Source organism: Duganella qianjiadongensis, assembly GCF_009857915.1.
GTDB classification, from domain to species: Bacteria; Pseudomonadota; Gammaproteobacteria; order Burkholderiales; family Burkholderiaceae_D; genus Rugamonas; species Rugamonas qianjiadongensis.
Window position 1 is genome coordinate 77,142 of sequence record NZ_WWCM01000009.1, and the last position, 17,438, is coordinate 94,579.

Annotated in this window: 12 protein-coding genes; 6 read left to right on the plus strand and 6 right to left on the minus strand. The window is 63.2% G+C overall.

What is annotated here, in order from left to right; genetic code table 11:
• Nucleotides 1-90: 90 nt before the first annotated feature.
• The 6 genes from GTP27_RS14045 to GTP27_RS14070 all read left to right on the plus strand — a co-directional run bounded on the left by GTP27_RS14045 (nucleotide 91) and on the right by GTP27_RS14070 (nucleotide 9,160).
• Complete coding sequence (locus GTP27_RS14045; protein WP_161039802.1) at nucleotides 91-702, plus strand: glutathione S-transferase N-terminal domain-containing protein; 612 nt, start codon at nucleotides 91-93, stop codon at nucleotides 700-702.
• Between the two features lies 1 nt (nucleotide 703).
• Nucleotides 704-1,756: a LacI family DNA-binding transcriptional regulator gene (locus GTP27_RS14050; protein ID WP_161039803.1), complete on the plus strand. Its 1,053-nt coding sequence runs from the start codon at nucleotides 704-706 to the stop codon at nucleotides 1,754-1,756.
• A 289-nt stretch (nucleotides 1,757-2,045) separates the two neighbouring features.
• Complete coding sequence (locus GTP27_RS14055) at nucleotides 2,046-3,899, plus strand: alpha-amylase family glycosyl hydrolase (protein ID WP_161039804.1); 1,854 nt, start codon at nucleotides 2,046-2,048, stop codon at nucleotides 3,897-3,899.
• A 5-nt stretch (nucleotides 3,900-3,904) separates the two neighbouring features.
• Entirely contained in the window at nucleotides 3,905-4,846 is a 942-nt protein-coding gene (locus tag GTP27_RS14060; RefSeq protein ID WP_161039805.1) for a PfkB family carbohydrate kinase, read from the plus strand.
• Nucleotides 4,843-6,150, plus strand: a complete 1,308-nt coding sequence (locus tag GTP27_RS14065) for an MFS transporter (protein ID WP_161039806.1) — start codon at nucleotides 4,843-4,845, stop codon at nucleotides 6,148-6,150. The genes GTP27_RS14060 and GTP27_RS14065 overlap by 4 nt, the downstream gene beginning before the upstream one ends.
• A gap of 493 nt (nucleotides 6,151-6,643) precedes the next feature.
• A complete protein-coding gene (locus GTP27_RS14070; protein WP_161039807.1) occupies nucleotides 6,644-9,160 on the plus strand; it encodes a TonB-dependent receptor domain-containing protein in 2,517 nt (838 codons plus the stop codon).
• Between the two features lie 192 nt (nucleotides 9,161-9,352).
• Here the strand turns inward: GTP27_RS14070 and GTP27_RS14075 are convergent, their stop codons facing one another.
• From GTP27_RS14075 to GTP27_RS14100, 6 genes are all read right to left on the minus strand, one after another.
• On the minus strand, nucleotides 9,353-10,858 hold the full coding sequence (locus GTP27_RS14075) for a tryptophan halogenase family protein (protein ID WP_161039808.1): 1,506 nt from the start codon (nucleotides 10,856-10,858) through the stop codon (nucleotides 9,353-9,355).
• A 66-nt stretch (nucleotides 10,859-10,924) separates the two neighbouring features.
• Entirely contained in the window at nucleotides 10,925-11,938 is a 1,014-nt protein-coding gene (galE, locus tag GTP27_RS14080) for a UDP-glucose 4-epimerase GalE (RefSeq protein ID WP_161039809.1), read from the minus strand.
• Between the two features lie 37 nt (nucleotides 11,939-11,975).
• Nucleotides 11,976-13,007, minus strand: coding sequence for a LacI family DNA-binding transcriptional regulator (locus GTP27_RS14085; protein ID WP_229633884.1), 1,032 nt, complete (start codon nucleotides 13,005-13,007; stop codon nucleotides 11,976-11,978).
• On the minus strand, nucleotides 13,004-14,167 hold the full coding sequence (gene galK, locus GTP27_RS14090; protein WP_161039810.1) for a galactokinase: 1,164 nt from the start codon (nucleotides 14,165-14,167) through the stop codon (nucleotides 13,004-13,006). The genes GTP27_RS14085 and galK overlap by 4 nt, the downstream gene beginning before the upstream one ends.
• Nucleotides 14,168-14,171: 4 nt before the next feature.
• Nucleotides 14,172-15,230, minus strand: a complete 1,059-nt coding sequence (locus GTP27_RS14095; RefSeq protein WP_161039811.1) for a UDP-glucose--hexose-1-phosphate uridylyltransferase — start codon at nucleotides 15,228-15,230, stop codon at nucleotides 14,172-14,174.
• Nucleotides 15,227-17,413 (minus strand): alpha-galactosidase, encoded by a 2,187-nt coding sequence (locus GTP27_RS14100; RefSeq protein WP_161039812.1) that lies wholly within the window; start codon nucleotides 17,411-17,413, stop codon nucleotides 15,227-15,229. Before GTP27_RS14100 ends, GTP27_RS14095 begins: the two co-directional genes overlap by 4 nt.
• Nucleotides 17,414-17,438 lie beyond the last annotated feature (25 nt).

Below are 17,438 nucleotides of genomic sequence, written 5' to 3' on the forward strand. Positions count from 1 at the left end.
TGCGCAAAACGTGATTTTACCATTGGCCGCCGCTCATCCCGTCGATCCGCCGATGTTATACTGAAGTCTGATCGACCACTTTAAGCATTTATGAAACTCATCGGTTCCCTCGCCAGTCCTTATGTGCGCAAAGTACGCGTAGTGCTGGCAGAAAAAAAGCTGGATTATCAGTTCGTGCTGGAAAACGTGTGGGCTGCCGACACGACCATCGATCAACTCAATCCGCTGGGCAAAGTGCCTAGCCTGATCATGGAAGATGGCGATGTCCTGATCGATTCGCGCGTGATGGTGGAATATCTCGATACCCTGACGCCGGTCTGCAAGCTGCTGCCGCCCAACGGGCGCGAGCGGGCCGACATCAAGTGCTGGGAAGCGCTGGCCGATGGCGTGCTCGATGCGGCCATACTGGTGCGGCTGGAACGCACCCAGCGTCCGCCCGAGCTGCAGAGCGAGCAGTGGATAGAGCGCCAGATGCGCAAAGTGCACAAGGGGCTGGAAGTGGTCGCCGCGCGGCTGGGCGAATCGCCTTATTGCGCCGGCATCCATTATTCGCTGGCGGACGTGGCGGTGGGCTGTATGCTGGGCTGGCTCAGCTTCCGTTTCCCTGAAATCGACTGGCGCGGCAGCCATCCGAATCTGGCGCGCCTGTACGATAAACTGTCCGAACGCCAGTCTTTCAAGGATACGATACCGCAAGCCTAAGATGAGTGCCAACACGCCACCTGACAATTCCTCCACGCCTACCCAGCAGCGCCTGCAGATGGCCGATATCGCCCGGCTGGCCGGCGTGTCGACGTCCACCGTGTCGCGGGCGCTGGCCGGCAGCAAGCTGGTCAACGAGGAAACCCGCACCCGCATCATGGAGCTGGCGCGTTCGCTCAAGTACACCATCAATATCGGTGCGCAGAACCTGCGCCTGAAGCAGAACCGCACCATCGGTGTGGTGATCCCTTACGATTCGGCCACGCGCCAGCATCTGTCCGACCCGTTCTTCCTGTCCATGCTGGGCAGTCTGGCCGATGCGCTGACGGAGCAGGGCTTCGATATGCTGGTGTCGCGCGTCGATGCGGAGGAACTCGATGCGGCCGCTGCGCCGTTCGATACGGGCCGGGTCAGCGGCATCGTGCTGATCGGCCAGTGGCGCCATCATGACCAGCTGAACCAGCTGGCGGCACGCCATGTGCCCATCGTGGTGTGGGGTGCGCAATTGCCGCAGCAGCTGTATTGCACCGTGGGAGGCGACAATGTCTCTGGCGGCGATCTGGCAGCGACCCATTTGCTGCAGCAGGGGCGCCAGCGTATCGCCTTCTTCGGCGACATCAATCTGCCCGAGGTGGCGCTGCGCTACGAAGGCTATTGCCGTGCGTTGCAGCGGGCCGGTCTGGCCGTCGATCCGGCCTTGCAGGTGTCAGTGGCCTTCCTGCCCGATAGCGGCCGCCAGGCTGTACAGGAACTGATGCGGCGCGATGTGCGCTTTGATGCGATCTTTGCCGGCAGCGACTTGCTGGCCATGACGGCCATTAATACCCTGCGCACGCTGGGGCTCGATGTGCCGCGCCAGATTGCCGTGGTGGGTTATGACGACATCGAACTGTCGAGCTACTTCCATCCGCCTTTGTCGACCATACGCCAGCCTATCCGCGCAGCAGGGCGGGCGCTGGTGGCTGCCCTGCTGGAACTGATCGAAGGCCGTCCTGCGCCATCGATGCAGTTGCCGACCCAGCTGATGGTGCGGGAAAGCAGCAACTGCGTCTGACCCCGCCCTAGCATCTTTTTTTGCTGCTGCGCAACACAGACAGCAGCGATTTTTCCCCTGTACCGTCTGGTTTTACCGCTCCTGTTCTCGCGCAACAGGGCGCCGGATGGCATATTGCATCGCGCAATGCAATCGATTGCATAAATTTTTGTTCGGCTTCATAATGCAGCAATTGCCTGCCATCAAGGGCAAAGCAACGACAACATTGTGAAGACGATCATGGAACTATCTTTGCCCCTCGCATGCCTACCTGCCGCCCGCGGCCACTTCCAACCGGGTGGTTCGAACTATGTCTGCTGAGCTGATGACAGACCGCCTGCTGGCGGCTTTGCCGGAACATCTGCAAGCCCAGGCGGCGCAACGGCTGGCCGTAGCAGCCCCCACGCTGCAGCGGCTGCTGGCTGGCCTGTATGGCGGGCGGGCCGACTTCGATAGCTGGTATGGCGCCCTGATGGCCAGTCTGGGGACGCTGTATGCGGCACGCCCTGAGGCCCTGCGGGCGCTGGATGCCGAGCGTGCGTCCCGGCCGGACTGGTTCCTCAGCCAGCAGATGCTGGGCTATTGCAGCTATGTAAATAACTTCGGCGGCACGCTGGCTGGCGTGCGCGAACAGATTCCGTATCTGCAGGAACTGGGCGTACGCTACCTGCACCTGCTGCCTTTCCTGCGCGCGCGCGCCGGCGAAAACGATGGCGGCTTTGCCGTCACCAGTTTCGATGATGTGGAACCGGCGCTGGGTAACAACGCCGATCTGGAAGCGCTGACCATGGCGCTGCGCGGCGCCGGCATCAGCCTGTGCTCGGACTTCATCCTGAATCACGTGGCCGACGACCACCTGTGGGCCCAGGCCGCCCGGGCCGGTGATGCCGCTGCGCGGGCGATGTTCCATATCTTCCCCGACCGCACCATGCCGGACCAGTACGAAGCGACGCTGGGACAGGTCTTCCCGCAGGTGGCACCGGGTAACTTCAGCCATGTGGCGGCTGCTGGCGGCTGGGTCTGGACCACCTTCTATCCGTATCAGTGGGACCTCAACTACGCCAATCCGGCAGTGTTTGCGGAAATGGCGCTTGCCCTGCTGCGGCTGGCCAATCGCGGGGTGGAAGTGTTCCGCCTCGATTCCACTGCCTTCCTGTGGAAGCGCGTGGGTAGCAACAGCATGAACCAGCCGGAAGCGCACCAGTTGCTGCAAGCCCTGCGCGCCATCGTCGATATCGTCGCACCGGGTGTGCTGCTGAAAGCCGAAGCTATCGTGCCGACGCGCGAACTGCCGGCCTATCTGGGTAGCGCCAGCGCGGCGGAATGCCACATCGCCTATCACAGCAGCCTGATGGCGGCGGGCTGGGTGGGGCTGGCCGAACAGAATACCGAAGTGCTGCGCGCCGTGATTGCCAATACGCCGGAGCTGCCGCCCGCAGCGACATGGCTCAGCTATGTGCGCTGTCATGACGACATAGGCTGGAATGTACTGCGCGCCGAAGCGGGCGCCGATAGTGCAGCGCGGCTGGCGCGGGTGGCGCGTTTCTTCAGCGGTGCGGAAGGCAGCTATGCACGTGGCGCCGCGTTCCAGAGCAGTGATCCGAATGCCGCTCATGGCAGCAACGGCATGGCCGCTGCGCTGACCGGCCTGCAGTCGGCACAGACGGAACAGGAGCGCGAGCTGGCCATGCGCCGCATGCTGCTGCTGCATGGCCTGGCGCTGAGCTTTGGTGCGCTGCCGGTGCTCTACATGGGGGACGAGCTGGCGATGGAAAACGACGAGAGCTATCTGCAGCGTCCCCAGCATGCGATGGATAGCCGCTGGCTGCAGCGGCCCCGCTTCGACCGCCAGCGCTGGCTGCAGCGCCACGAAGCTGCTACGCCGGCCGGGCGCATGTATCAGGGGCTGACGGCGCTGGTCAAGGCACGCCAGACGCGTGCTGCACTGGCGGCGCATGCCCCGCGCACGCTGCTGGCCGATGCGCCGGCTGGCGTGCTGGCGCTGGCACGCGGCGATGGCTTCCGCGCGCTGATGAACTTCAGCGCCGAAGCTCAAAGCTACCCGCTGGCGGGGCGCTGGACTGACTGCATCAGTGGCGCCATACTGGACGGCACAATAACCCTGGCGCCATACGCGCTGCACTGGCTGGAACGCGGAGACTAATAACCATGAGACGACAAACCATCGCCGTGTTCGGCGAAGCACTGGTAGATGATTTCCTGACCGAGCAGGTCGTGGGCGGCGCGCCGTTCAATGTGGCGCGCAATCTGGCGGCCTTCGGTGCCGCTACGCTGATGATTACCCGGGTGGGGCAGGACCAGAACGGCGTGCTGCTGCGCAGCGAGTTCTCGCGCTTCGGCATGAGCGAGGCCGGTCTGCAGAGCGATCCGGTGGCGCCGACCGGGCGGGTGGTGGTGGAGCGTAACGATGGCGGCCACCGCTTCATCATCCTGCCCGATCAGGCTTACGACTATGTGGAAGCTTCCGCCGCGCTGACGGCTCTCAAGCAGGCGGCACCGGCTACCATCTATTTCGGCACCATGGCGCAGCGTCATCCGTGCTCGCGCGGCACCCTGCGCGCGCTGCTCGAAACCACGCCGGCACAGCGCTATCTGGACCTGAATGTGCGCGAGGGTCAGGTGACCGAACGCTGCGCTTTCGAATCGCTGCATCTGGCCGATGTGCTGAAGGTGAACGAGGATGAGCTGAAAGACCTGTTCCGCTGGTACACCCACACCCAGCCCGGCACCAGCGCCATGGATAGCAAGGAAATGATCGATGCCTGCTTCAATCTGATGCGCACTTTCAGCCTGCAGGGTATGATCGTCACGCTAGGCGAACGGGGCGCCATGCACTTCAGTGCCGATGGTGTGGTGACCACCAGCACGCCAGCTGCCGCACCGGCGCAGATTGTCGATACGGTGGGCGCAGGCGATGCGTTTTCTTCCGTGTTCCTGTATGGCCAGACGCAGGGCTGGCCGCTGGCGCTGACGCTGGACCGTGCCAATGCCTTTGCCGGCGCCATCTGCGGCGTGGCTGGCGCCGTGCCTAAGGATCTGGCGTTTTACAAACCGTGGCTGGCGGCCTGGCAGCAGGGAGCGCAGGCATGAAGCCGCGCCTGTCGTTCTGGCAGATCATCAATATGAATATCGGTTTCTTCGGTATTCAGTTCAGCTTCGGTCTGCAGCAGAGCAGCATGAGCCCGATCTACAAATACTTGGGCGCCGACGAAGCCAGCCTGCCTTACCTGTGGCTGGCCGGCCCCATGACAGGGCTGCTGGTGCAGCCGCTGATCGGCGCCATGAGCGACCGCACGGTCACGCGCTGGGGCCGCCGCACGCCCTATTTCCTGATCGGCGCCATCCTGTGCAGTCTGGGCCTGCTGGCCATGCCGTTCAGCCCCACGCTGTGGTTCGCGGCCAGCCTGCTGTGGATACTCGATGCGGCCAACAATGTGACGATGGAGCCTTACCGCGCTTTCGTCAGCGACAAGCTGGACCCGTCGCAGCATAGTCTGGGCTTTCTGACCCAGAGCGCGTTTACGGGGCTGGGCCAGACGCTGGCCTATCTGACGCCGTCGCTGCTGGTATGGGCCGGCATGAACAAGGATGCCGTCAATAGCCACCACATTCCCCATATCGTGATCGTGGCATTTCTGATCGGCGCGGTGTTCTCCATCAGCTCCGTGCTGTGGACGTTGAAAACCACGCCGGAACTGCCGCTCACGCCAGCCGAGCTGGACGCCATCCGCGCCCAGCCCAGCGGCTGGCGCCATACGCTGGCCGATGTGGCCAGCGCCGTGCGCGAAATGCCCGACACCATGAAGCAGCTGGCCTGGGTCAAGCTGTTCCAGTGGTACGCCATGTTCTGCTACTGGCAGTACATCATGCTGTCGCTGGCCACCACTATTTATGGCACTACCGACCCGGCTTCCGCAGGCTTCCGCGATGCGGGCCTGCTGACCGGTCAGGTGGGGGCGTTCTATAACGCGATAGCCTTTGTGGGGGCGCTGGCCATGGTGCCGTTCACGCGCCGTTATGGCCCGCAACGCAGCCACAGTGTCTGCCTCGCGCTGGCCGGTGCAGGCATGCTGCTGATCCCGCAGATTCACAATCCGCTGCTGCTGTTCATACCCATGGTGGGCATCGGTCTGGCATGGGCCAGCATCATGGGCAATCCGTATGTGATGCTGGCCGGCTGCATCCCGCCCGAGCGCACCGGCGTCTATATGGGTATCTTCAATATGTTTATCGTGATTCCGATGATTATCCAGATCTTCACGCTGCCGCTGTACTACCAGAGTCTGCTGGGCGGCAATCCGGAAAACGTGATCCGGCTGGCAGGTGTGCTGATGCTGTGCGGTGCGCTGGCCGTGCTGAAGGTCAAAACGCGTGTACTGGCAGTTTCCCATTAACATACGCCGGCAGTATTTTTCACGCCTGATAAACGGCCAGCCCTGATGGGCTGGCCGTTTTGTTTTGACGGCGCCGCAGATTGTCGGTTGTGCCGCAAGTGCTGTTTTCAGTCCTGACGCCGGGTTCTCTGGAAATAGATTGCAAACGATTGCATTAATTTTCAATAAAGCGTTGTTTTACGCCGACAGACAAGGCATGGACATAAGCGTAGTATGATTCGAGAGGTTTGCATGATTTCAATAAAAATTTCATTTAAATGCTCTTTTTTGAGCGATTTTTTGTGTTTTTGTAGGCTGAATTCGGGTTTCTTTACAATTTTTCCGTATGTTTTTGGCATTATTGGCAGTGTCTAAAGGTCGAAAAGTTACTTTCAAAAACAGAAGTAAGTTTATGAAAACGATTGTAATGAGGCCTTTGCATTGCTAGAATTTGTTATGTCAGATATCGGTCAGAACCGGTAAGTGGCTAACACAAAACCTATTAGGAGATAGAATGAACTCGTTGAAGAAACGCGCCATCTGCGCTGCTGTTAGTTCCATCTTTGTCGCAGGTGGCGCTGCGCAAGCCCAGGATGCTGCTCAAGCAGCTGGCAAGACGTCGAGCGAGCTCGACCTGAATCAGGTGATCGTGACCGGTACCTCGCAGGCCAAATCGAAAATGCGCAGCTCGCTGTCGGTTACCGACATCGACGCGGAACAGATCAAGAATCTGGGTGCCCACAACGAAACCGAAATCATGTTGCTGATTCCGGGCATCCGTACCGATGCCGGCGCCGGTCCTGGCGGTAACGCCAACATCACCGTACGCGGCCTGCCTATCTCCTCGGGCGGTTCGAAATACGTACAGCTGCAGGAAGATGGTTTGCCGACCGTACAGTTCGGCGACATGAACTTCTCGAACAATGACTACTGGACCCGTTTCGATAACAGCGTCGATCACATCCAGACCCTGCGCGGCGGTTCTTCGGCCGTGTTTGCATCGCAGGCGCCGGGCGCTGTGCTGAACTACATCAGCAAAACCGGCAAGGAAAAAGGCGGCTCGATCGGCGTGACGCGCGGTCTGAACTACAACGAGACCCGGGTGGATGGCGATGTCGGCGGCCAGCTGGCACCGGACCTGTACTTCCATCTGGGCGGCTACCACCGTCAGGGCGAAGGCGCGCGCCACGCCACTGCCAACGCTCTGAACGGCTACCAGCTCAAGGGTAATATCACCAAAGAATTCAACGGCGGCAAAGGCTATGTGCGCGCTAACTTCAAGGTGCTGGACGAGCATGCACCGACCACGCCGCAGGCCTTCCTGCAGGCGAGCCAGAACGGCAGCTCGGTCGGCGGCTTCTCGCTGCTGCCTGGCTATGACGGCAGCCGCGATTCGCAGTACTCGCGCTACAACTCGTCGGTGACCAGCATCGATCCGCTGACCCGCACCGTGAGCAATGCTTCGCTGACCGACGGTATCACCTCGAAGTCGAACTCCTTCGGTCTGGAGTTCCACAACGAACTCGATAGCGGCTACACCGTTGATAACAAATTCCGTATGTCGCGCAACTCGGGCGCTTTCAATGCCCAGTTCTGGAACGTCATGACGCTCGATAACATGCTGAGCGGTTTCGGCGCCGGCACCACGGCCAAGTACTACAACGGCCCGCAAGCTGGCCAGACGGTCACCGCCGCCAACCTGCAAACGGGGCTGGTATCGCAAGGTGCTGCCATCAACGTGACCACGCCGGATATGGGCAATCTGGTTAACGACCTGTCGGTATCCAAGCAGTTCAAACTCGATAGCGCAACGCTCGATCTGCGTGCCGGTCTGTTCAATTCGCGTCAGAACGTGGTACAGCGCTGGTCGATCAGCGAGCGTCTGGTACAGGCCAGCCAGGACGGCGCCGTGATCGATGCCTTCGATCGCAGCGGTGCAGCGCTGACCACTGCCGGTCTGACCGGCTACAACAACCAGTGGGGCGGCTGCTGCGCGCGTGACGTGGATGCCCACTTCACCACCACGGCACCTTATCTGGGCCTGAACATGACGGTGGGCGATGTCGATCTGGACGCCGGCGTACGTCGCGAGTCGTTCTCGGCTGATGGTAGTTATGCTGCCGGCAGCCGCAAGACCTATGACGTCAATGGCGACGGCGTGATCAGCGCAGCGGAAAAGAACGTCTACCTGATCGATCCGACCGCACAGCGCGGTCTGGTCAATTACACCGTGCGTTACAACAACTACTCGCTGGGTGCTAACTACCGCGTCAATAACAACCTGAGCACCTTCGTCCACTACAGCGAAGGTAACCGTGCGATTGCTGACCGTCTGCTGTTCTCGGCTAACATCGATGCAGCTTCGGGTTTGCTGACCGCTGGTGGTGCAACGGCTGCGGTGGCTCCGGTTAAACAGAGCGAAGTGGGCGTGAAATACCGCGGCCGTGCCGATGGCATGTCCTACGGCTTGTCGGCGACCTACTTCCACTCGACCACCAAAGAGTTTGATTACGACCAGACCCGTCAGGATGATCCGGCCAAGCCTAACTACCAGGGTCCTAAGCTGAACGTCGTGGGCTACAAGTCGGATGGTGTGGAAATGGAAGCCGCCGGTTCGGTGGGCAACTTCGCGCTGAACGTCAACATGGTGTACTCGACCGCGCCATTCACTTCGAATCTGGGCAATCCTAGCGTGATCGGTCTGGAATCGAGCGGCGTACCGAAATTCCGTTACACCATCTCGCCACGCTACTCGTTCGAGAAAGCTGTGATCGGCGCCACCATCCGTGGCCAGACCAAGGTCTTCGCCGATGGCGGCAATACCACCACCATCGACGGTCACTATGTGGTCAACGGTTTCGTGAACTACGATTTCGGCGGCGGCATCACCGGTTCGTTCAATGTCAGCAATCTGTTCGACAAAGTCTACCCGACTGCAGATGGTGGCTTCGTCGCCGGTTCGAAGAAAGTGTTTGGCGCAGGTCTGGAAACTGGCCGCACCTTCAGCGCTTCGCTGCGTTACAACTTCTAAGCGGGTACAAGGCGCCGCCCGAGCAGCAACAGGCGGCGCGTGGCAAAGCTAGTATGAAAACTGCCGGGAGGCTTGCTCCCGGCAGTTTTTTTTTGCTTATTGATGCTGCAACGTAGGCGGAACTGGAACAGGAGATCAGGACGGGGAGAGAACAGCGTGGGCACGGCGGCCCACGCTAGGGATGCGCTGCGCTCAGGCGGCAGCGCAGTGCTGGCGGATGTAGTCGGCGTGGCTAGGCATGGCGGTGGCGGCGCGCACCATGGCCTGACGCTGCTGTTCCAGCATGTCGCGGTTGGCGCCGCCACGCAGCGACAGCAGCGGGTCGGTCTGCTGCGGGATGTTGTTCTGACCGATGTGCACGGCCAGCCATGAGGCATTGCCGAACAAATCCATGCCTTCCGTGACCAGCCGGCCATAGCGGCGGAAGTGGTCGATCTTGTACTGCAGCGTATCGGGAATCGACATGGCGCTGCAATAGCGCCACAGCGGCGCATCGTCGCGGCTGGTGAGCTTGTAGTGCAGGATCAGGAAATCGCGGATGCGTTCGAATTCGTGCACGCCGATGCGGTTGTACTCGGCGGTGACCAGCGGATCGAAATCACGGTTAGGGAACAGCGCCAGCAGGCGCGAAATACCGGATTGCACCAGATGCAGGCTGGTCGATTCCAGCGGTTCGAGGAAGCCGCTGGACAAGCCCAGCGCCACCACATTGCGATGCCACAGCTGCTGGCGGCGCCCGGTGGTAAAGCGTAGCGGGCGCGGCTCGGCCAAGGCCTTGCCATCCAGATGGGCCAGCAGCGTGCTGGCCGCCTTGTCGTCGTCGAGGAACTGGCTGGAATAGACATAGCCGTTGCCGATGCGGTGCTGCAGCGGGATGCGCCACTGCCAGCCGGCCTCGCGCGCCGTCGAGCGGGTATAAGGCAGCAGGCTGGGGCTGGAAGCGCAAGGTACGGCCATGGCGCGGTCGCAGGGCAGCCAGTGACTCCAGTCGTCATAGCCTACGCCCAGCGTCTGGCCGATCAGCAGGGCGCGGAAGCCGGAGCAGTCGAGGAACAGATCGCCCTCCACTGTGCGCCCATCGAGCAGACACACGCGGCTGACGAAGCCATCTTCTGGCCGTAAATCGGCGTGGCTGATACGGCCTTCCACCCGCGTGACGCCGCGTGCTTCCGAGACTTCGCGCAGATAGCGCGCGTACAGACCTGCATCGAAATGGTAGGCGTAATCGTAGGAGGACAGCACCGAACGGGGATCGCGGCTGGGCGGGGCGAAGCGGTCGCGGCTAGCGGCGGCCCAGGCCATCGAATACTGGTCGAGCGCGGGCATGCCGGGCTGCTGGCAAGCCTGTAGCCAGTGCTGGTGCAGCGGCAGCAGATCGAACTGGATGCCATGCGGTCCGAACGGGTGGAAATAGCGCTTGCCCTGTTGCGCCCAGTCGACAAATTCGATGCCCAGCTTGAAAGTGCCCTGGGTGCGCTTGAGGAAATCCGTTTCGTTGATGCCCACCATCTGGTTGAAAGTCTTGATGGGCGGGATGGTGGCTTCGCCTACGCCTACCGTGCCGATTTCTTCCGACTCCACCAGCGTGATGGCGCAGTTGCGGCCAACGGCAGCCGATAGCGCAGCAGCGGCCATCCAGCCGGCCGAGCCGCCGCCGACAATGACGATGCTGCGCAGTTTGCGGGGATCAGTTTGCATAAATTTCTCCTAAGCGTGGAACGCTGGACGGTGGTTGATTATTGCGACAAATTCCGCAGGGCGCAATCACTGGTAGCCCTCAGGATTGCTACTCTGCCAGCGCCACGTATCGGCGCACATCTGCTCCAGCGTACGGCGCGCCTGCCAGCCCAGCAATTGCCGGGCTTTGCCGGCATCGGCATAGCACTGGGCGATATCGCCGGGGCGGCGTGGCGCAATCTGATAGGGCAGTTCGCGCCCGCAGGCTGCGCTGAATGCCTTCAGCACTTCCAGCACGCTGTAGCCACGGCCCGTGCCGAGGTTGACGGTAAAGCTGTCGGCGCCATCGAGCAGGTGGCGCAGTGCGGCGACATGGCCTTCGGCCAGATCCGACACGTGAATGTAATCGCGCAGGCCGGTGCCATCGGGTGTGGGATAGTCGCCGCCCCAGATGTTGAGGAAGGGACGCTTGCCGCCTGCTACCTGTGCCACATAAGGCATCAGGTTATTCGGTACGCCCTGCGGGTGCTCGCCTATGCTGCCGCTGGGATGGGCACCCACCGGATTGAAATAGCGCAGCAGCGCAGCACGCCATGCCGGCTGGGCTGCCAGCAGGCCCGCTATCATGCTCTCGGCCACCACTTTGCTGCAACCGTAGGGGCTAGTGTGCTGTAGCGGGAAGTCCTCGGTAATCGGCACGCTGGCAGGATCGCCGTACACGGTAGCGCTGCTGGAGAACACCAGCTTGCGGCATCCGGCTTGCTCCATCGCCTGCATCAGCCGTATCAGGCCGGTGATGTTGTTGTCGAAGTATTTGAGCGGCTGGGCAACGCTTTCCCCTACCGCTTTGTGGGCAGCGAAATGGATCACTGCCTGTACCTGATGCTGTTCCAGCAGACCGCGCAGCAGCGCCACATCGGCCACGTCGCCGCGCGCGTGCAGTACGGGCTGGCCAGTCAGCTGTTCCAGCCGTGCCAGCACAGCCGGATGGCTATTCGAAAAATCGTCAAGAATGATGGGACGGTAGCCGGCTTCGCACAGCGCCACATAAGTGTGGCTGCCGATGTAGCCGGCGCCGCCGGTGAGTAGGATGGAAGTCATGGTTGGTAGCAGCTAGAGTGGGTGGTTACAGATCGCATTAAAGGGTACGCACGCTGTGGCGCTGCACCAGCGGGCAGTCAGTCTGGATCAGGCGGCGGCGCGGCGGGGCCTTGCTGGCGGCTTGTTCCAGCAGCGTTTCCACGGCAGCGTAGCCCATGTCGTAATTCGGTAGTTCCATGGTGGTCAGCGGCGGATGGGTGTGGCGCGAGATTTCCTGATCGTCGTAGCCCATCACGGAAATATCCTCGGGCACGCGCAAGCCCAGCTGCTTGACGGCTTCCAGCGCACCGAGCGCCATCAGATCGTTGGCGCAGAAAATTGCGCTCGGTGGCTGCGGACTTTGCAGCAACGCCATGGCGCCGTCGAAGCCGGTGCCGGACATCCAGTCGCCTGCTTTGACCAGTGCCGGGTCGTAGCTGATGCCGGCGGCGGCCAGCGCGCGCCGGTAGCCGCTCAGGCGCTGCTGCGCCGCCATCATCCACGCTTCGCCATTGATAAAGCCGATACGCCGGTGGCCCATGCTGAGCAGATATTCGGTGGCCGCCTGACCGCCGGCCAGTTCGGCAGGCAGCACGCTGGGCAGCTTTTGCGCCGGGTCCTGACAGTTGAGCAGCACGGTGGGCAGCTCCAGCAGGGCAGCCGGCACCTGTACCTGCCGTGTGAAAACGGTGGAGTAGATCCAGCCCAGCAGGCCGGGCTGGGCTTGCAGACAGGCGATCGCCGCCGCTTCCTGTTCGGGCTTGCCGCGCGTAACCACCAGCTGCACGGTGTAGCCGTGCTGCCATGCGGCGTCGCGCGCGCCATCGAGGCTGACGACCGGATGGGGGCTGGTGGAAATCTCGTCAACCAGATAGCCGATGGTGGTGGGCTGCGCTTCGCGCGCCGGAGCTTTTTGCTGGGCTTGCGGCAGCTGGTAATTGAGTGCCTGTGCAGCCGCCAGCACCCGGCTGCGGGTCTCGGCCGACAGACGCGCGCTGGTGACGTGATTGAGCACCATCGACACGGTCGATTGCGACACGGCCGCCGCCTTGGCGACGTCGGTCATGGTGGTGCTGCGCCGGCGTGTCATGGCAGGATGGCCGCACCGGCAGCGGGGTAGCACACATGCACCACGGCCTGCTCGCCTTCTGGCGAGCGGTAGTGGGCCAGCACATGTTCGCGCACGGCAGCAACGCGCTCGGCTGGCAGCAGCGCCACGGCGCAGCCGCCAAAGCCACCGCCCGTCATGCGGGCGCCGCCCTGCGGGCCGATGGCCTGCTGCAGCAACGCGACCAGCTGGTCGATGGCCGGCACGGTGATGGCGAAATCATCGCGCATCGATACATGCGAGGCGGCCATCAGTTCGCCCATGCGTTGCAGATTGCCGCTAGCCAGTGCCGCCACGGCCTGCTCGGCGCGCGCGCTGTCGGTAATGATGTGGCGCGCCCGTCGGGCAATGGTGGCGTCCAGCGTGGCGCTGTACTGCTCCAGTAAGGGCAGGCTGGCGTCGCGCAGCTTGGATACGCCCATGGCCAGCGCGGCTGCTTCGCACTGCTGGCGGCGCAGATTGTATTCGCCGTCGACCAGACCGCGCCGTACCTTGGATTCGACGATCATGATGGCCACGCCGGCCGGCATGGGTACGGGTGTGCTGGCCAGCGAGCGGCAGTCGATCAGCAGGGCGTGCCCGGCTTGCCCGCAGGCTGAAATCAGCTGGTCCATGATGCCGCACTTGCAGCCGACAAATTCGTTTTCGGCGCGCTGGGCCAGCCGGGCCAGCATCTGGTTATCGAGCTGGTCCAGCCCGAATAGCTGGCGCAGCGCCACGCACAGTGCGACTTCCAGCGAGGCCGAGGAGGATAGCCCGGCTCCCAGCGGCACATTGCCGGCGATGGCCAGATTGACGCCGCAGGCCGGCATGCCGGCAGCGCGCAGTACGCTCAGCACACCCCGCACGTAATCGGGCCAGCCGCCTTGCGGGTGATGGGCGATGGGCAGTGCGGCGCCGAACTGGTCGCCGGCGTCGGCGAAATCGGCTGCCACTACATGGATCTGGTCATCGTCACGTTTGCCGGCGGCGACCAGTGTGGCGAAATCGAGTGCGCAAGGCAGCACATAGCCGTCGTTGTAGTCGGTATGCTCGCCGATCAGGTTGACGCGTCCCGGCGCCTGCGCCACCACCGCGGGCGCGCTGCCGTAAGCCTTGCTGAAGGCGGCCAGCACGCGCTGCTGTTGCAGAGTATGCGGCATGTTGTCAATCCTCCAGATAGTGGCGTGCAGGCAGGGCACGCAGCCGCTCGGCGGCTTGCTCCGGCGTCAGATCGCGCTGGGCTTCGGCCAGCAGTTCGAAGCCGACCATGAATTTGCGCACCGAGGCCGAACGCAGCAGAGGTGGATAGAAGTGTGCATGCAACTGCCAGCTGGGGGCGGCTTTTACTTGGGCCCTGGCTTCATCGTGATACGGCGCGCCATGCCAGCCCATGGAATACGGGAAGGAGCACTGGAACAAGTTGTCGTAGCGCGCCGTCAGCTCGCGCAGTGCCAGCGCCAGATCGTCGCGCTGGGCGGGCGTGAGCTGCTCCATGCGCTGCACGGCAAAGCGCGGCAGCAGCAGGGTCTCGAACGGCCACGTGGCCCAGTAGGGCACGATGGCCAGCCAGTGTTCGGTCTGCACCACGATGCGCTGGCCGGCGCGCAGTTCCGCGTCGACCAGATCGAGCAGCAGCGGGCGGCCATGTGCGAGGTAGTAGTCGTGCTGGCGCTGGTCTTCCTGCTGCGCTTCGTTGGGCAGAAAATCGCAGGCCCAGATCTGGCCGTGCGGGTGGGGATTCGAGCAGCCCATGGCGGCGCCCTTGTTTTCGAATACCTGCACCCAGCGCCAGAGTCGGCCCAGTTCCGTGGTCTGTTCGGCCCAGGTGTCGACTACCTGCCGCACCGCGGCAGGAGACAATTGCGGCAGGGTGTGGCTGTGGTGGGGCGAATAGCAGACCACGCGGCTGGTGCCGCGTGCAGGCGCCAGTGCAAACAGCGCATCGTTCTGGGTGGCGACTTCGGGCACGCTGCCCATCAGGGCGGCGAAATCGTTATCGAAGACATAGGTGCCCTGATAGTCGGGATTGGCGGCACCGGTCACGCGGGTATTGCCGGCGCAGAGATAGCAGCTGGCGTCGTGTGCGATGGTGGCGACCGGCTGCGGCGCTTCCTGCTGCCCCTGCCACGGGCGCAGGGCGCGGTGCGGCGAAACCAGCACCCACTCACCCGTCAGGGGATTGCGGCGGCGGTGCGAATGTTCGGTCGGGCTGAAGTGGGTCATACGCTCTCTTTCATACGGTGCAGATGGACGATAAAGGCGGTTTCCGCCATGGCGCGCGGCAGCGGCATGCCTTCCTGTGCCAGCCATGCGCCGTCGAGGCTGACCTTGCCGGGCTGGCGCAGCGCTTCGAAGTAGGGGGCGCTGCCCTGATACAGCGCTGCTTCCGGCAGCGCTTGCGGCGTCACCAGTGTGAGCTGGTAGCGGCTGGCCGCGTCGAGCATGGGCAGTTTGGCGGGGCGCATGTAGCGGTTGGCGCTAGGCTGGCAGCGGTAGCACAGCAGCAGGAAGTCCTGCCCGTCGGTGCTGCCGTGCAGCTGCCAGACCACGCCGTCGCCAGCCTCGCCTTGCCATACGGGGCCGCCGTGCAGCAGGTGGCGCCATTGTTTGTAGAGGGTGATCCAGCCTTGCAGCTGGGCGCGCTGCTCGCTGTCCAGCAGGCGCAGGTCGAATTCGATGCCGAGGTGGCCGGGCAGGGCGACTGCGCCGCGGAAGGCCATGGCCTGGCTGCGGCCGGTGGAGTGGGCCGGTGCCGTGCCGATGTGCGAGCCCATGATCTCGGGCGGGAAGAACTGCAGGAAGCCGCGCTGGATAGGCACGCGCGACATGGCGTCGATGCAGTCGCTGGTCCAGACGCGGTGGCTATGGCGCAGCACGCCGAAGTCGATGCGGCCGCCGCCGCCCGAGCAGCTTTCGATTTCCAGTGCCGGATGGGCGGCGCGCAAGCGCGCCATCAGCGCATACACGGCATGCACCTGGGCGCGATAGGCTGGCTGGCCCTCGCGTCCGCCGGCGCTGCACAGGTCGCGGTTGTGGTCCCATTTGATATAGCTGATGGGCAGTTCGCTCAGCAGGGTATGCATGCGCTCGAACAGGTAGTCCGACACTTCGGGCCGCGAGATATCGAGCACCAGCTGGTTACGGGCTGTCAGCACGGGACGGCCATCGAGCTGCAGCGCCCAGTCAGGATGCAGGCGATTCAGTTCGCTGTCGGGATTGACCATTTCCGGCTCGAACCACAGGCCGAATTCCATGCCTAGCCCGGTCACGTGTTGCGCCAGTGGCGCCAGCCCGTCCGGATATTTGCCCGCATCGGGCCACCAGTCGCCCAGCGCGGCGCGGTCGTGGTGGCGGCCATGGAACCAGCCGTCATCGAGCACATAGCGTTCGATGCCGACGGCGGCTGCCTGATCGGCCAGTTCGATCAGCTGGTCGAGCTGATGGTCGAAGTAGAAGCCTTCCCACGTGTTCAGGTGCACCGGGCGGGGCCGCATGCTGCCGCCCTGCCATGGCAGGCGGGCGCGCAGTTCGGCGTGGAAGTTGGCGGCCACGCCGTTCAGGCCGCGGGTCGACAGGGTGGCGATCAGCTGCGGCGACTGCAGGCTCTGGCCTGCTGCCAGCAGGCCTTCGCCCGGTGCCAGCCATTCGCCCAGCTGCCACTGGTATTTACCGTCATGCAGCCAGTCGATGCGCTGCTGGTGGTTGCCCGACCATGCCAGATGGGCGCCAAAGGCCAGTCCCTGATGTTCGGTGGTGCCGGCGGTGGTCACCACGGCGCCGGGGAAGCAGTCGTGCGAGGTGCGGCCACGGCGGCTTTCGCGGCTCCAGCTGCTGCGGCTCAGCGTATCGGTCTGCAGCAGGAATTCGTGGTTGTGCTGCCCCGCATAGCTGCGTACCGTCTGCGCCGTTTCCGGCAGGGGCAGCGTGCCGGCGGCCAGCCACTGCACCTGCAGCGTGCTGCTGCCCAGATTGCATAGTTCGGTGGACATCAGCAGCACATCGCTGGCCGGATCGAGTTCCAGCGAGACGGACAGGCGCAGCTGCGCCACCTCGTCATGCAGGTGCAGCTTGACGGCGCGGGCCGGAGTCAGCCACTCGACTTCGCAGCGGGTGATGGCCTGAGCGAAGTCGCGCCCGTCGCGATGGGCGAGCAGCGCGCTCTGGCCGAACCAGCCCATGCCGAAGGTGGGTGCCAGCGTGAGCGGCTGGTCAAAGTCCAGATTGAACGAGGGCAGGGGACGGGTCTGGCGCAGAGGCCAGCCGGGGCTGGTCTGCTCAGGCAGACGCGGCCCCCAGTAGCGCCACAGTGGCGCTTCATCGGCATGCAGTTCGAGGATCAGGCTGACCTCGCGCCCATGCAGGCTGAGAAATTCGGCAGGGCTGTCTGGCAGCGGCGGGTGGTTCATGTGCAGTCTCCGTTGTGGCGCTGAT

Excerpts from the sequence above, each read along its gene's own strand:
- GTP27_RS14070 (WP_161039807.1), top strand. The coding sequence starts at position 6,644 with ATGAACTCGTTGAAGAAACGCGCCATCTGCGCTGCTGTTAGTTCCATC.
- GTP27_RS14085 (WP_229633884.1), bottom strand. The coding sequence starts at position 13,007 with ATGACACGCCGGCGCAGCACCACCATGACCGACGTCGCCAAGGCGGCG.
- GTP27_RS14060 (WP_161039805.1), top strand. The coding sequence starts at position 3,905 with ATGAGACGACAAACCATCGCCGTGTTCGGCGAAGCACTGGTAGATGAT.
- GTP27_RS14055 (WP_161039804.1), top strand. The coding sequence starts at position 2,046 with ATGTCTGCTGAGCTGATGACAGACCGCCTGCTGGCGGCTTTGCCGGAA.
- galK (WP_161039810.1), bottom strand. The coding sequence starts at position 14,167 with ATGCCGCATACTCTGCAACAGCAGCGCGTGCTGGCCGCCTTCAGCAAG.
- GTP27_RS14065 (WP_161039806.1), top strand. The coding sequence starts at position 4,843 with ATGAAGCCGCGCCTGTCGTTCTGGCAGATCATCAATATGAATATCGGT.
- GTP27_RS14050 (WP_161039803.1), top strand. The coding sequence starts at position 704 with ATGAGTGCCAACACGCCACCTGACAATTCCTCCACGCCTACCCAGCAG.
- GTP27_RS14095 (WP_161039811.1), bottom strand. The coding sequence starts at position 15,230 with ATGACCCACTTCAGCCCGACCGAACATTCGCACCGCCGCCGCAATCCC.
- galE (WP_161039809.1), bottom strand. The coding sequence starts at position 11,938 with ATGACTTCCATCCTACTCACCGGCGGCGCCGGCTACATCGGCAGCCAC.
- GTP27_RS14075 (WP_161039808.1), bottom strand. The coding sequence starts at position 10,858 with ATGCAAACTGATCCCCGCAAACTGCGCAGCATCGTCATTGTCGGCGGC.
- GTP27_RS14045 (WP_161039802.1), top strand. The coding sequence starts at position 91 with ATGAAACTCATCGGTTCCCTCGCCAGTCCTTATGTGCGCAAAGTACGC.
- GTP27_RS14100 (WP_161039812.1), bottom strand. The coding sequence starts at position 17,413 with ATGAACCACCCGCCGCTGCCAGACAGCCCTGCCGAATTTCTCAGCCTG.